This window comes from Salinivibrio costicola subsp. alcaliphilus (assembly GCF_001996185.1).
Taxonomy (GTDB): Bacteria; Pseudomonadota; Gammaproteobacteria; order Enterobacterales; family Vibrionaceae; genus Salinivibrio; species Salinivibrio costicola.
This window is the reverse complement of sequence record NZ_MUFR01000001.1, coordinates 1-13,434: the sequence shown is the minus strand read 5'-3', so window position 1 is coordinate 13,434 and position 13,434 is coordinate 1. Positions and strand designations below refer to the sequence as shown.

The 13,434-nt window shown below is 49.7% G+C and carries 11 protein-coding genes; 8 read left to right on the top strand and 3 right to left on the bottom strand.

Annotated features, from left to right (window positions below):
- Positions 1 to 163 precede the first annotated feature (163 nt).
- Complete coding sequence (gene metG / locus BZJ21_RS00055; RefSeq protein ID WP_077460195.1) at positions 164 to 2,200, bottom strand: methionine--tRNA ligase; 2,037 nt, start codon at positions 2,198 to 2,200, stop codon at positions 164 to 166.
- 158 nt (positions 2,201 to 2,358) lie between these two features.
- Between metG and apbC the strand changes: the two genes are divergently transcribed.
- From apbC to BZJ21_RS00030, 5 genes are all read left to right on the top strand, one after another.
- A complete protein-coding gene (gene apbC / locus BZJ21_RS00050; RefSeq protein WP_077668832.1) occupies positions 2,359 to 3,471 on the top strand; it encodes an iron-sulfur cluster carrier protein ApbC in 1,113 nt (370 codons plus the stop codon).
- Positions 3,472 to 3,612: 141 nt separating this feature from the next.
- Positions 3,613 to 4,257, top strand: a complete 645-nt coding sequence (gene udk, locus BZJ21_RS00045; protein WP_077460248.1) for a uridine kinase — start codon at positions 3,613 to 3,615, stop codon at positions 4,255 to 4,257.
- 149 nt (positions 4,258 to 4,406) lie between these two features.
- Complete coding sequence (gene dcd, locus BZJ21_RS00040; RefSeq protein ID WP_021022410.1) at positions 4,407 to 4,994, top strand: dCTP deaminase; 588 nt, start codon at positions 4,407 to 4,409, stop codon at positions 4,992 to 4,994.
- A 99-nt stretch (positions 4,995 to 5,093) separates the two neighbouring features.
- Positions 5,094 to 7,262, top strand: coding sequence for an AsmA family protein (locus BZJ21_RS00035; protein ID WP_077668831.1), 2,169 nt, complete (start codon positions 5,094 to 5,096; stop codon positions 7,260 to 7,262).
- A 53-nt stretch (positions 7,263 to 7,315) separates the two neighbouring features.
- The gene (locus BZJ21_RS00030; RefSeq protein ID WP_077668830.1) at positions 7,316 to 8,377 is read left to right on the top strand and encodes a metal-dependent hydrolase; all 1,062 of its coding nucleotides are present in this window, start codon (positions 7,316 to 7,318) and stop codon (positions 8,375 to 8,377) included.
- A gap of 57 nt (positions 8,378 to 8,434) precedes the next feature.
- On the opposite strand, the gene cobO is transcribed toward BZJ21_RS00030, so the two are convergent.
- Positions 8,435 to 9,025, bottom strand: a complete 591-nt coding sequence (gene cobO / locus BZJ21_RS00025; RefSeq protein WP_077668829.1) for a cob(I)yrinic acid a,c-diamide adenosyltransferase — start codon at positions 9,023 to 9,025, stop codon at positions 8,435 to 8,437.
- 154 nt (positions 9,026 to 9,179) lie between these two features.
- Here cobO and BZJ21_RS00020 point away from each other — a divergent pair, with 154 nt between their 5' ends.
- The gene (locus tag BZJ21_RS00020) at positions 9,180 to 9,668 is read left to right on the top strand and encodes a low molecular weight protein-tyrosine-phosphatase (protein WP_077647408.1); all 489 of its coding nucleotides are present in this window, start codon (positions 9,180 to 9,182) and stop codon (positions 9,666 to 9,668) included.
- Positions 9,669 to 9,757: 89 nt separating this feature from the next.
- Here BZJ21_RS00020 and BZJ21_RS00015 read toward each other — a convergent pair whose 3' ends face one another.
- Entirely contained in the window at positions 9,758 to 10,516 is a 759-nt protein-coding gene (locus BZJ21_RS00015) for a hypothetical protein (protein ID WP_021022405.1), read from the bottom strand.
- Between the two features lie 366 nt (positions 10,517 to 10,882).
- Here BZJ21_RS00015 and cysB point away from each other — a divergent pair, with 366 nt between their 5' ends.
- Complete coding sequence (gene cysB / locus BZJ21_RS00010) at positions 10,883 to 11,857, top strand: HTH-type transcriptional regulator CysB (protein WP_021022404.1); 975 nt, start codon at positions 10,883 to 10,885, stop codon at positions 11,855 to 11,857.
- 72 nt (positions 11,858 to 11,929) lie between these two features.
- Entirely contained in the window at positions 11,930 to 13,204 is a 1,275-nt protein-coding gene (locus BZJ21_RS00005; protein WP_158075488.1) for a methyltransferase, read from the top strand.
- Positions 13,205 to 13,434: the final 230 nt, after the last annotated feature.

Below are 13,434 nucleotides of genomic sequence, written 5' to 3'. Positions count from 1 at the left end.
ATGAAAGCGGCGTTAAGGGCATCAAGATCAGATAAAAACGCACTATGATAGCGCTTGAGCGCACTCAAACGGTGCAAACTATCAAACGGTGCAAACTAAGAGAGTCGCAGGCAAAAAAAAGAGCCCTTGTTGGGCCCTTTGATGTTTTAGCTATCGCGCTGTTTTACATGACGCGCATGCCAGGTTGAGCCCCTTCATGCGGCTCTAAAATCCAGATTTCTTTGCCACCCGGACCCGCCGCGAGGATCATGCCCTCTGACATGCCGAATTTCATCTTGCGAGGCTTTAAGTTGGCGACCATGACGGTGTGCTTACCCACGAGATCTTCCGGCTTGTAGGCCGATTTGATCCCAGAGAACACCTGACGCGTTTCACCGCCAATATCGAGCTTAAACTTCAGCAGTTTGTCCGCTTTTGGCACCGCCTCACACTCAACAATTTTAGCGACACGCAGATCGACCTTAGCAAAGTCACCAAATTCGATTTCATCGGCAATCGGCTCGTCCGCTAACGGCCCTTGTGCTTTGGCCTTTTCTGCTTGTTCAGCGGCTGCATCTTCCTTGCTCGCGGCGATCATGGCGTCGACGGCTTTCGGATCGATACGGTTAAACAGTGCCTTGAACTTGCTAATGCGATGGCCGGTCAGTGGCGTCGCAATGCTTTCCCACGTCAAGGTATCATTCAAAAAGCCTTCCGTGCGCTCTGCCAGCTTAGGCATCACAGGTTTGAGGTACGTCATCAGCACACGGAATAGGTTAATCCCCACAGAGCAAATCGCTTGTAGTTCGGCGTCTTTTCCTTCTTCTTTAGCGATCACCCATGGCGCCTTTTCGTCCACGTATTGGTTGGCTTTGTCGGCCAAGCCAATAATTTCGCGGATGGCGCGGTTAAACTCTCGGGCTTCGTAAAGCTCACCAATGTATTCAGCTTTGTCGATGAACGATTGATAAAGCTCGGGTTCGGCGCACGTATCAGAGAGCTGACCATCAAAGCGCTTAGTGATAAAGCCAGCGTTACGTGATGCCAGGTTGACGACCTTGTTGACAACATCCGTGTTCACACGCTGGATAAAATCATCCAGGCTTAAATCCAGATCATCAATGCGGCTATTGAGCTTGGCCGCGTAATAGTATCGCAGGCATTCTGGATCAAGATGGTTCAAATAGGTACTGGCTTTGATAAATGTCCCTTTTGACTTGGACATTTTCGCGCCATTGACCGTGACATAGCCGTGCACGAAGACGTTGTTAGGTTTACGGAAGCCAGCACCGTCCAGCATGGCAGGCCAGAACAGACTATGGAAATAAACAATATCTTTGCCGATGAAATGGTATAGCTCGGTGTCGCTATTAGCCTTCCAGTATTCATCAAAGTCGATATCACCGCGTTTGTCACAATAGTTTTTAAACGACCCCATATAGCCGATCGGTGCATCGAGCCAAACGTAGAAAAACTTGCCGGGTTGGTCGGGGATTTCAAAACCAAAGTAGGGCGCATCGCGGGAGATATCCCACTGCTGAAGACCGGTTTCGAACCACTCATTCATCTTGTTAGCGATTTCGCTTTGCAGCGAACCAGACTTGATCCACTCGTTAAGCATTTGCTCGAACTGTGGTAAATCGAAGAAAAAGTGCTCTGAATCACGCATCACCGGCGTGGCACCGCTGACTGCGGAACGAGGATTGATCAATTCAGCCGGCGTATAGGTTTCACCACAGTTATCACAGTTATCGCCGTATTGATCGTCGGCGTGACACTTCGGACATTCGCCTTTGACAAAGCGATCCGGCAAGAACATTTCTTTTTCCGGATCAAACAGCTGAGATATCGTGCGGCTGGTGATATAACCTTTATCACGAAGTTGCGTATAAATGAATGACGCTAATTCGCGGTTTTCATCACTGTGGGTGCTGTGGTAATTATCGAAGCTGATATCAAAGCCATCAAAATCTGCCTGGTGCTCTTGTTGCACGCCGGCGATCATGGCTTCTGGCTCGACACCCATTTGCTGCGCTTTTAACATGATAGGTGTGCCGTGAGCATCGTCAGCACAAATAAAGTGAGTGGTGTTGCCACGCAGGCGTTGATAGCGAACCCATACATCTGCCTGAATATGCTCGAGCATGTGGCCCAAATGAATCGAGCCGTTCGCATAAGGCAGCGCACAGGTCACCAGAATTTTCCGTGGGTTTGCAGCCATAATCTTGTTTATTCGCTCTTATGATATGAATGGAATGATTGCGGAAATCTTACCTGATACGATATGCCTTGCCTAGTGTAAGGCCGGGTACTCGCGCGTTTATCCGTTAAAGACGCACACGAGCGGCTAACATATTTCAATCAACGGGATGGTGCTGGATGTTTTTTGGGTCCAAAAAGAAAAAAACAAAAAAAGAAGACACAGCTGCTTCGCTCTCAAACCTTGATGATGCGATCGCGTTACTTAATCAATTCTCACACCCGCAGTTGGTCGAGCAGTGGGCAAGCCAAACGGGGTGGGTGAGAACCGCAGATCATGGCTTTAGGGTCACGTTCCCCTTTGCGGCGCACTCTATCGCTGAAGCGCTTAAAGATTGGCTCAGTGCGCAGTCTGATGCCCTTGCCAACCAATTTGAACTGATGCAACGGGTGGCACCGTTAAAAACGGGCGAAAAAACGCCGGTGAAAGGGGTGAAAAACCTGATTGTTGTAAGCTCAGCGAAAGGTGGCGTCGGTAAATCGACCACCGCTGTGAACCTAGCGCTTGCGTTGCATGCGGAGGGCGCTGCAGTCGGCATTGTTGATGCGGATGTGTATGGGCCGTCTTTACCTATCATGTTGGGCGCCAAAGATAGTGAGCCACAAACCCATGATGGCAAGTTAATGGAGCCTGTGACGCGCCATGGTATCGCCTCAAATTCGATCGGTTATCTGGTGCCCGCAGATAACGCGACTGTTTGGCGAGGTCCTATGGCCTCAAAAGCGTTTGCACAGCTGATCAACGAAACACGGTGGCCCGAGCTGGATTATTTAGTCGTCGATATGCCGCCTGGTACCGGTGACATCCAACTGAGTTTGGCGCAACAGTTTCCGGTGACAGGCGCGATTGTGGTGACAACGCCACAAGATTTGGCATTGGCCGATGCGGTGAAAGGGGTGGCGATGTTTGAAAAAGTTCACGTTCCCGTGTTGGGCGTGGTAGAAAACATGAGTTATCACATTTGCTCGCAATGCGGCCATCATGAAGCCATTTTTGGCTCAGGGGGCGCCGATAAAATGGCGCAAGAGCAGGGGACGCCAGTGCTTGCACAGGTACCGCTTCATGTCGCGATTCGGGAAGATATTGATGCCGGTGTTCCAAGCATGGTCGCGCGCCCTAACAGTGAGCATGCGGCGGTTTATCGACAGATGGCAGCGACGGTCGCCAGTCAGCTCTACTGGCAAGGTGAAACACGTCCTGAACAGATTAGCGTACAAACTGTGTCGCCCTGATTGCGCAACCGGCCGTGATTTATCGGCTAAAGCGGCCGGATGCACAGACAAGCGCGATTTTCTCTGGCGCCAGCTGCTTCAACTCCCTATAATCAGGCGGTTTATGTTGATTCCGCCAAGCTTCCCCTGGGTATTCATATTATGAGTGACAACAACCACCACTGCGTTATTATCGGTATTGCAGGTGCCTCTGCTTCCGGTAAAAGCCTGATCGCCAGCACCATTTATAAGGAATTAAAGGAAAAAGTCGGTGATCATCAAATCGGCGTGATTACAGAAGATAGATATTATCGTGATCAGAGCCACCTCAGCATGGAAGAGCGCGTAAAAACCAATTATGACCACCCTCAGGCACTGGATCACGATCTTTTGTGTGAGCATCTTGAAGCATTGGTCGCCGGTCAGCCGGCTGATGTGCCGGTTTATAGTTACTCCGAGCACACCCGTATGGGAGAAACCACGACGATGACGCCCAAAAAAGTGATCATCCTCGAAGGTATTCTGCTTCTCACCGATCCCCGTCTTCGCAATTTGATCCACGCCAGCGTCTTTATGGACACGCCACTTGATATTTGTTTACTGCGTCGGATGAAACGTGACGTTGCCGAGCGCGGTCGTACCATGGATTCGGTGATGGAGCAGTATCAAAAGACGGTCCGCCCTATGTTTATGCAGTTTATTGAGCCGTCGAAGCAATATGCCGATATCATTGTCCCGCGCGGGGGTAAAAACCGCATTGCGATTGATGTACTAAAAGCGCATATCGCGCGTTTACTTAAAGCGTAAGGCATGATCTCCCATCACATGATGGGGCAATGACTGTGTCTCTAGGTAATCAGTCGTGGTTTAATCCATAATGTGTGCGCGAATATATCGAATGAGTGCGGTGCATAAAGCAAAACACCGCGTGAGTAAATAACCGTGAGGAATGTTAGATGCGACTGTGCGACAGGCATATCAAAGAACACCTTGATGATGGCCGCATCAAAATTGATCCCCGTCCTGCCGCAGACGCGATTTCGGGCGTGACTGCGGATGTGACCCTGGGTAACCAGTTCCGTGTGTTTAACGATCATGGGGCCGCTTATATTGATTTATCGGGGCCGAAACAAGAAGTGAACGCCCAGCTTGAGCGTGTTATGAGTGATGAAATAGAAATCGCTGACGGCGACCCTTTTTATCTTCATCCGGGTCAATTGGCCTTGGCAGTCACGCATGAGGCTGTGACATTACCCGATAATATTGTCGGTTGGCTCGATGGCCGTTCATCGTTGGCGCGGTTGGGTTTGATGGTCCATGTCACGGCACACCGAATAGATCCGGGCTGGTCAGGGCGAATTGTTCTAGAGTTTTATAATAATGGGCGTCTACCGTTAGCGCTACGTCCCGGCATGCCGATCGGCGCCTTAAGCTTTGAGCCCATGTCAGGGTCAGCGGACCAGCCTTATAATAAACGGGACAATGCCAAGTACAAAAATCAGCAAGGGGCAGTCGCCTCTCGTATTAGCCAAGACAAGGCTTAATGAGTGAAATGCGCCTGAGGGCGCATTTTTTTTCTCACCAGGAACTCGACGGTTAAATCGTGGTCGATAACGCGTCTGACACACAAGGAGCATCTTGCAATGATAAAAAAAATCGTCCTTATTCTCGCAGCATTCGTCGTGGTGTTGATTGGCGCCGTCGCGGCTTTAATTGCCACGGTAAACCCCAATCAATTTAAGCCCTTGCTGGTGGAACAAGTCGCAGAGCAAACGGGCTATGAGGTCGTTATCGGTGGCGACATCGAGTGGCAGTTCTGGCCGAGTTTGGGCTTTTCCATTGCTGAGGTGGCGATCAAAAACCGACCTGGTTTTGATGAGCCTGATTTACTCCGTTTGTCGCGCGCGCAATTATCCGTTGATGTGTTGCCATTGATGTCTCAGACATTACAAGTGGGTGAAATTGTCTTACAAGACCCGCATGTATTTATTCAAACGTTGGCGAACGGCGATAGCAATGTGACGCCAGCTCAAACAGTGACGCCAACTCAACCAAAAAACGTTGGCGCGTCGGCAGAGCAACAGACAAGTTCGACGTCGTCAGAGCCGGCTAGCCAGCAAGATACAGTGAGTGGGACGTGGCAAGTTTCTTTACAAGGTCTACGCGTCACCAATGCCAGCGTCGTGATTAAAGATGATCAGGCGGGTACGCAAACGGCCTTACGAGATGTTGATCTCCAAGTGGGCAATATAGCAACCGATATATGGACGCCACTGACCGTATCACTGCGTGGCGAACAGGATGGTGCGACCTTCAGCGCGCAAGGGCAGGGTGAACTGAAGCTTGCCGCGGATCCACAACAAAGTCAGTTACGAGAACTTGCGCTAAATGTTTCGGCACAACAAGGCGAGATGACCATCAATGAAGCCAATATTACCCTCGACCGTGTCGCCTTGGGTCAAGCGGCTCAGCTCGGCTTTAATATCAATGCGCAGACGTCAGAGCTAAAGGTTGAAACCTCTGGAAACGCACAAGTTACTGTGGCAGAAAGCCAAGACAAGGTCACAGTGCAGGGGTTGGACATGCTCACTCAGCTCTCGGGTGACGCATTACCCGGCGAGTCGCTGACTCAAGAGCTGGCGGCAGATATCGTCTTCGATGCCAAGCAGCAAACGTTAGATATCACTGAGATGACCAGCCGTCTTAATACTGACAAGGTGGTCATAGACGGTAAAGTGGCCATCAAGCTGGCAGATATCCCGCAAATTCGTTTTGCACTCAATACCAATCACATCGATCTCGATACCTTGTTACCGACAGACAATGCAGCGCCTCGTCAATCTGCAAACGAAAGTCAGTCTGGGTCCAATGATGAATCCAGCCCCAGTACGCAAACTGGGTCACTTAGCCAAGAAGAGCCTGATCTGAGAGTGTTGAAGACGCTGGATATTGCCGGCTCACTGGCGATGAAAGGGCTTACCGTGAGTAACGTTACCTTAGGACAAACACGCGCCACGGTTGCTATCAACCGTGGCAAAGTCGACGTGTCCGAGCTGATCACGCAAGCCTATGAAGGCAGGGTAGTTGTGCAAGGGATGTTAGATGCCACTCAAACCCCCGCGCGCTATCAAGTGAGTAAAAAAGCACGCAACATTGCCATCTTGCCGTTATTGGAGGATGTCGCACAGGTTGATCTGCTTGAAGGCAAAGGCAATGTGGATATTAACCTCCAAGGTCAAGGTTTATCGCCTTATGCTCTCCGTCAGGCGATTCAGGGCAGTGCTGCGATTTTCTTTGAGGATGGCGCGATCAACGGCATTAACTTGGCACAAATGCTGAGAGAAGCAAAAGCGACGTTGAAAGGAGAAGCGACCAGCAACGCTGCCAACGATGTGCGCAAAACCGACTTTAGTGCGCTCACCGCCAGTTTTACCATCGGAAATGGCATGGCACGCACCAACGATCTGCTACTAGAAGCCCCAGCGCTGCGAGTCAGAAGTGAGGGGCAAACTGATTTGCTGAAAGAAACGTTAGATTTTGATGTGTTCACGTCTGTGGTTGAAACCAGCAAGGGTCAAGGCGGTAAAGATATTGATGAACTTCGTGATGTGACCATCCCAGTGACGGTGGCCGGTACCTGGCAATCGCCGAGTTATCAATTAGATATCAAGCAGCTACTCAGCAGCAACAAAGTCTTGGAAGAAAAGGCACGCAAAGAAGCACAGCGTGGGATTAAAAAGTTACTGGGTGATAAAGCGGATGATGACAAGGTAAAAGAGGCAACCGATAAACTGCTTAATTTATTCCAGTGATCGGTTTACAACTTTTTACGCTAATAAATCAAAACCTTGTTAAAGGATAAGCGATGGATTCTATTACCCAGGCGGCACTGGGCGCGGCGGTTGCTGGGTTAGTCTCGGGCAAGCGCTGTTCTCCAAAAGTGCTTTTGGCCGGTGCTGCATTGGGCACCTTACCTGACTTAGATGTGCTGATTGATTATGGCGATCCGGTGGCGAATACGGTCAACCACCGTGGATTCAGTCACTCATTATTTGTGCTGCCTTGGGTTGGTGCAATCATAGGATGGTGCGGGTGGCGATGGCGTCGTCAATGGCCGCTGTGGCAAGTCATGACGCTGGTGATCGCGGTGCTCGTGACACACCCGTTGTTGGACGCGATGACGGTTTATGGTACCAAGCTTTTTTGGCCGTTAGACGTGCCTTCGGTAGCGGTCGCCAGCCTGTTTATTATTGACCCACTTTATACGGTGCCCTTATTGGTCAGTGTTATCGCCGCGTGTATTTGGCGACATCGGGGCGCCAAAGCATGTGGTATCGGGTTGGCAGTCTCTACGCTCTACCTAGCCAGTTCGGTCTATCAGCTTGAAAAGATTGAAGTACGTGTTGCAACCCAAACCCAAGGAACCGACTTGGCAGGGCGACCGCATATTATTATGCCCACCCCGTTTAACACGCTGCTGTGGCGAGTGGTGATTATCGGCGACGACCACTACTGGGAAGGACTCGCGTCACGCTTAGACAAAGATAAGCATATTCAATGGATCACGCGTCCTCGCGGACAATGGCCACTAGCGGGCTCGGAAACATTAATGGCACTTCGCACGTTTTCGCGTGATTTTATTCGCTTTGAAAATCGGAATGGGCAGCAGGTGGTGACCGACTTGCGTTTTGGCGTAGCAAACTATCAACCCTTTCAGTTTTTGCTTGCCGAGCAAGACGCCGAAGGGCAGTGGCAGTCAGTTATGCCTAAGCAGCTTGAGCCAGGGCCGCTACGAGACAGCGCCTTGCCAACCCTCTGGCAGCGATTGCTGGGTGATCAATCGATTGATGCGCGTTTGTGTCGCCAGTCTTGCCAAGAGGATGCCGTGGACAAGACGCAGTCGATATCGTTAAGCGCGAAGCCCTGAGAAAAGCGGCGCTCAGGTTAACGTCAGCCACGGCTTTCTTTGTTTTTACTCGGTAGCTTACCAGTCAATGCCTTGGCGCGCTTTCACGCCGGCGTCGAAGGCATGCTTAACGTTTCTGACTTCCGAGACGGTATCTGCTATCTCAACTAAGCGGCGGTGTGCGCCACGCCCAGTGATGATAACGGATTGTTCGCTAGGGCGTTGTTGCAGGGCATCAATGACTTCATCGAGGCTGATATAGTCGTACGTGATCATGTAGGTGATCTCATCCAGTACCACTAAATCGTAGCGGTCATCCGCAAGCATCGCCTGACACGCTGCCCATATTTGCTGAGCGGCTTGGGTGTCTGCGGTTTTGTCCTGCGTATCCCAGGTAAAACCGGTACTCATCACGTGAAAGTCGACACCATGTTGGCTCAGTAAATCCCGCTCTCCACAAGCCCACGTGCCCTTGATGTACTGAGCTACGCCACACTTTAGCCCATGGCCGGCGGCCCGCGCCACTGTGCCAAACGCGGATGTCGATTTACCTTTACCATTGCCTGTTATGACCAGGAGGAGCCCTTTTTCTTGTTGCGCGGCTTCAATTCGAGCATCAACTTTTTCTTTTAACTTTTGCTGACGTTGCTTGTGTCCTTGTTCTGACATACGATTTCTAACCCCAAATAAACGTTACACCATAGTAAAGCGACGTCATGCTTCATGCTACCCATAACAACGCAAAGGCGAGCAGATTGAAGCGACTAGGCATCTGAGTGTCGAGTTGATAGAGTAAAACTTTACCAATAAGGAGACTCTATCGATGACACCCCCAAAAAATGTGCCGAGTCTATTGGTGGTTTGCTTAGGCAATATTTGTCGTTCACCGACGGCAGAAGCGGTATTACGCGCCCGTGCCCAGACGAGAGGGATCATGGTGAATATTGATTCTGCGGGGACAGCAGGTTATCACCAAGGTAATCCGCCAGATAAGCGGAGCCAACAGGCAGGTCAAGCGAGAGGGTACTCGTTTGCCGGTATTCGAGCCCGTCAAGTACGGCAGGAAGATTTTGCGGATTTCGATATGATCTTAGCGGCCGATGAAAATAACTTGGCCGACCTGCATGCACAATGTCCGGCTGATTACCAAAACAAACTGTCTCTGTTTCTCAGTTGGGGAGAGCAGACGGAGGGTGCGATCCCAGATCCTTATTACGGCGGCGACGATGGATTTGAGCACGTACTGGACTTATTGGAGCAAGCAGCAGACGGTGTGCTAGACCATATTGTTGCAAAGACCAACGCGCAATAGAAGCAGTTAAGACCACAGCCAGTTAAGACACGCAGGGCATGAAAAAAGGCGCTGTCATCAAGCGCCTTTTGGGTTTGTGATGAGAGACGCTACCATTTTTTCTTGGGGGCAAACAGCTCGTCCAATTCGCTTTTTTCTTCTTCTTGCTCGGACTGCAATTTCTCATGACCACTGTTTAGCGTATGAGTGATGTCGCTGTGCATTTTTTCAAGATGCTGTTTCATCTCTGACGAGTATTCATCGGTCTTTGGACTGACGACATCGATCGCTTTTTTCAGTAATTGCTGCGCCGTGCCCATTTGACCTTTATTTTTCGCATCGTTGGCACGTTTAATCACGTTCTCAATATTTATCTTGAGCTGCATTTGCTCTAGTCGCGCGTTTTCCGATACAAAAGCTTGCGTTGCCAAACGGCCTTTCGAATGCTCGGCTTTAACCACTGAGCGCAAGCGCTTGACGAGTTTGAGCATCGATATTGCCTCTCGGTCGTTATTAGGCACTTTAAACGATGTCGAGTCTCGGTTGGAGTAGCTTTGTTTGACCTGATCGATTTGAGCCTGGGTCGCACTAATTCGTTGCTTAATTGACTTATCCGATGGATCGACCTCGTACATGGCTTTCAAGGAATCCAAGATCTTTTTGTTCAAGCACGCCAGTAACGTCCCGCTATAGGGTAGGTTATGCGCATTGCCAATCAGCTCTTCAGTCGCATCGATGACGGCAATGTGCTTCGCCATTTCTTGGCGCTTGTGAGACTCGATTTGCTTTCGTTGTTGAGCCAATATGTTGTAGCCGACAATCAGGCCGAGCAATATGACACAAAGGCCAGCTATCAAGGCAATATTCATAATTTAGCGTCGATGTTCCTTGCAATAAACTCAACTGGTTAAGATACACCATCTCGACTGACAGAGATAGCATCAATCGAGAGGTGAAAGCTGCATGAGTGATCCGCCTCTAACTCTGAGCGTTGCGGCCTCGTCGAATGCGCCTTTATGAGTGTGGCCCATGATCTCGCGATCTGCGATAAAGTTGTTGCAATAAAATACTATTTGCGTTCGAGTCGGTTAGAATGACAGGGTAAATTGCTTAGTGAATGTGCAATCGCTAACGTTTATATAACCAAAGCCTATTAAATAGTCGAATTTGGGTATATAAATGAGTGATATAAAACCATGCTGCCACTTAACCCACGAGGCTGACGCGTCTGCACTATGAAATTACAACAGCTTAGATATATCGTTGAAGTCGTTAACCACAACCTTAACGTATCTGCGACGGCGGAAAGTTTGTATACCTCTCAACCTGGGATTAGCAAACAAGTCAGGCTGTTGGAAGATGAGCTAGGCGTACAAATATTCGAACGAAGTGGTAAGCATTTAACGCAAGTAACACCAGCCGGTGAGGCGATTGTCGAGATCTCACAAAGCATTTTATCACGAGTAGAAAGCATCAAAGCGGTCGCTAGTGAGCATACTCATCCTGAAATGGGGAACCTCAATATATCGACCACCCATACGCAAGCGCGTTATGCATTACCCGACGTGATCAAAGCCTTTACCAAGCGGTACCCGAAAGTTTCCTTGCATATGCACCAGGGGACGCCGACGCAAATATCCAGTTCAGTGGCAAAGGGGACGTCTGACTTTGCCATTGCAACCGAAGCATTTCATCTCTACGAAGATTTGGTGATGCTGCCTTGTTATCACTGGAACCGCTCGATCATTGTCACGCCCGATCATCCTTTAGCACAAAAAACGGATCTCAGTATTGAGGATCTCGCGGCCTATCCGCTCGTAACGTATGTGTTTGGGTTTACAGGGCGATCTGAGCTGGATGAAGCCTTCCATCGCGCTAACCGCACACCGAAAATTGTATTCACAGCAACTGATGCGGATGTGATTAAAACCTATGTGAAGTTAGGCCTAGGTGTGGGCGTGATCGCGAGCATGGCCATGGATAGTCATGCTGATGCAGATTTGGTTGCCATCGATGCGAGTCATATTTTCGGTGCGAGCACCACCAAGATAGGCTTCCGTAAAGGAACCTTTCTTCGTAGTTATATGTATGACTTTATTGAGCGTTTTGCGCCGCATTTGACCCGAAATGTGATTGACCAAGCGGTAGCACTGCGTACCAATGAAGAAATTGATGCTATGTTCAAGGACATTCCGCTTCCGGTTCGATAAACTGTTTAAAACGACGAGGCTGCTGAGGCAGCCTTTTTTGATCACGCACTCATCAATACCTTCATGCTAATCATGTCATCTTTATCGTTCAGCGACCAATTTAATCAGTTAACCAATCTGTTGATACAGCACCAAAATCTGTGGCGACCGATGCCGATGGCGCATACTCAGCTTCCTTGGCAAGACGGCGGGCCGCTTTGCCAATGGCTCGCCACGTTGGATAATACGCAACTCGCGGCGTTAAACGCGGATCCAGACGCTGTGATAAAAAAACTCGCGACCTGGTGGCCAGCGTTAAACCAGTTACCTGCGTTAGTCTCAGTACCGATGGCGCAACATACTGATATTGAAATTGATTCGCGCTTGAATGTTGGTGTGCCGGGACGCAAATGGGCGCAAATACAGGCGTATTTAGGCGCGATGCCGCAAACAGATAAGACGGCGTGTTATTTAGAGTGGTGCGCTGGAAAAGGATACTTAGGACGCGGTGTCGCGGCGATCACAGGTAAACCAGTAGAAAGCGTAGAATGGCAATCGGAACTGTGCGAACAGGGACAAACTTTCGCGGATCAAAAGGCGCTCCCGATGCAGTTTTACTCGTTAGATGCAATGAGTGAGGCGGCAACAGTCGTCATTGCCGGTTGTGAGCACGGGCTGGCGTTGCACGCGTGTGGCGACTTACACGTAAAGCTTCTTCAAAAGGCGGTCGCAACGGGTATGCGTGCACTAACGGTTTCACCTTGTTGTTATCATTTAATTCGCGGAGATAGGTATCAACCTTTATCCGCACAGGCGCAGGAAGCCGCCCTGACGCTTTCAAAAGCAGATTTAAAGCTCGCGGTTCAAGAGTCCGTCACTGGCGGGCAGCGGGTGCGCCGTCAACGCGAGCAGGAGGTCACTTATCGGTTGGGCTTTGATGAATGGCAACGTGACTATCAACAATCTGAGCACTATTTACCGCTACCCGCACTCAAAAAGTCACAGCTTAACCAAGGGTTCGCTGCCTTTTGCCGCTGGGGGGCCGCGCAAAAAGGGCTCACATTCCCCGGCGACTTTGATCAGACTCACTACTTGGCTCGAGGCGAAGCAAGGTTTTTCGTGCTGGAGAAAATCAATCTAATTAAAAGTGCATTTCGGCGCGCCATGGAGCTGTGGCTAGTGCTTGATCGTGTTTTATATCTTCAACAACATGGATACCGTGTCACGCTAACCCAGTTTTGTGAACGCGAACTCACGCCAAGAAACCTCCTTATTCATGCAGAGCGTACTCATGGCGACCATATGCATGGCGACCATATTCATGGCGACCATATTCACATAAAAAAGAAACGACGTAATAACAATTAAGCACGTGCATAACGTGTTACTCCTAGTTGACAATATCTAGCGCGCCAAAGCCGGGTGGTACTCGCTGCCGCGACTGAAAATGGGTACACTGGCGGTAAATAGTTTAATGTGAAGAAACTTTATTATGCCAGATATACCCGTGATCATTGAAGATGCTTGATTTTACGTAGAAACAGGATCATGATTCCTACCTATGAAAGTGACTTTAACCAAACAGCAGAAGCTTGAAC

Coding starts and splice junctions, on each gene's coding strand:
- metG (WP_077460195.1), bottom strand. CDS start 2,200: ATGGCTGCAAACCCACGGAAAATTCTGGTGACCTGTGCGCTGCCTTAT.
- apbC (WP_077668832.1), top strand. CDS start 2,359: ATGTTTTTTGGGTCCAAAAAGAAAAAAACAAAAAAAGAAGACACAGCT.
- udk (WP_077460248.1), top strand. CDS start 3,613: ATGAGTGACAACAACCACCACTGCGTTATTATCGGTATTGCAGGTGCC.
- BZJ21_RS00020 (WP_077647408.1), top strand. CDS start 9,180: ATGACACCCCCAAAAAATGTGCCGAGTCTATTGGTGGTTTGCTTAGGC.
- BZJ21_RS00015 (WP_021022405.1), bottom strand. CDS start 10,516: ATGAATATTGCCTTGATAGCTGGCCTTTGTGTCATATTGCTCGGCCTG.
- BZJ21_RS00005 (WP_158075488.1), top strand. CDS start 11,930: ATGTCATCTTTATCGTTCAGCGACCAATTTAATCAGTTAACCAATCTG.
- BZJ21_RS00035 (WP_077668831.1), top strand. CDS start 5,094: ATGATAAAAAAAATCGTCCTTATTCTCGCAGCATTCGTCGTGGTGTTG.
- dcd (WP_021022410.1), top strand. CDS start 4,407: ATGCGACTGTGCGACAGGCATATCAAAGAACACCTTGATGATGGCCGC.
- cysB (WP_021022404.1), top strand. CDS start 10,883: ATGAAATTACAACAGCTTAGATATATCGTTGAAGTCGTTAACCACAAC.
- BZJ21_RS00030 (WP_077668830.1), top strand. CDS start 7,316: ATGGATTCTATTACCCAGGCGGCACTGGGCGCGGCGGTTGCTGGGTTA.
- cobO (WP_077668829.1), bottom strand. CDS start 9,025: ATGTCAGAACAAGGACACAAGCAACGTCAGCAAAAGTTAAAAGAAAAA.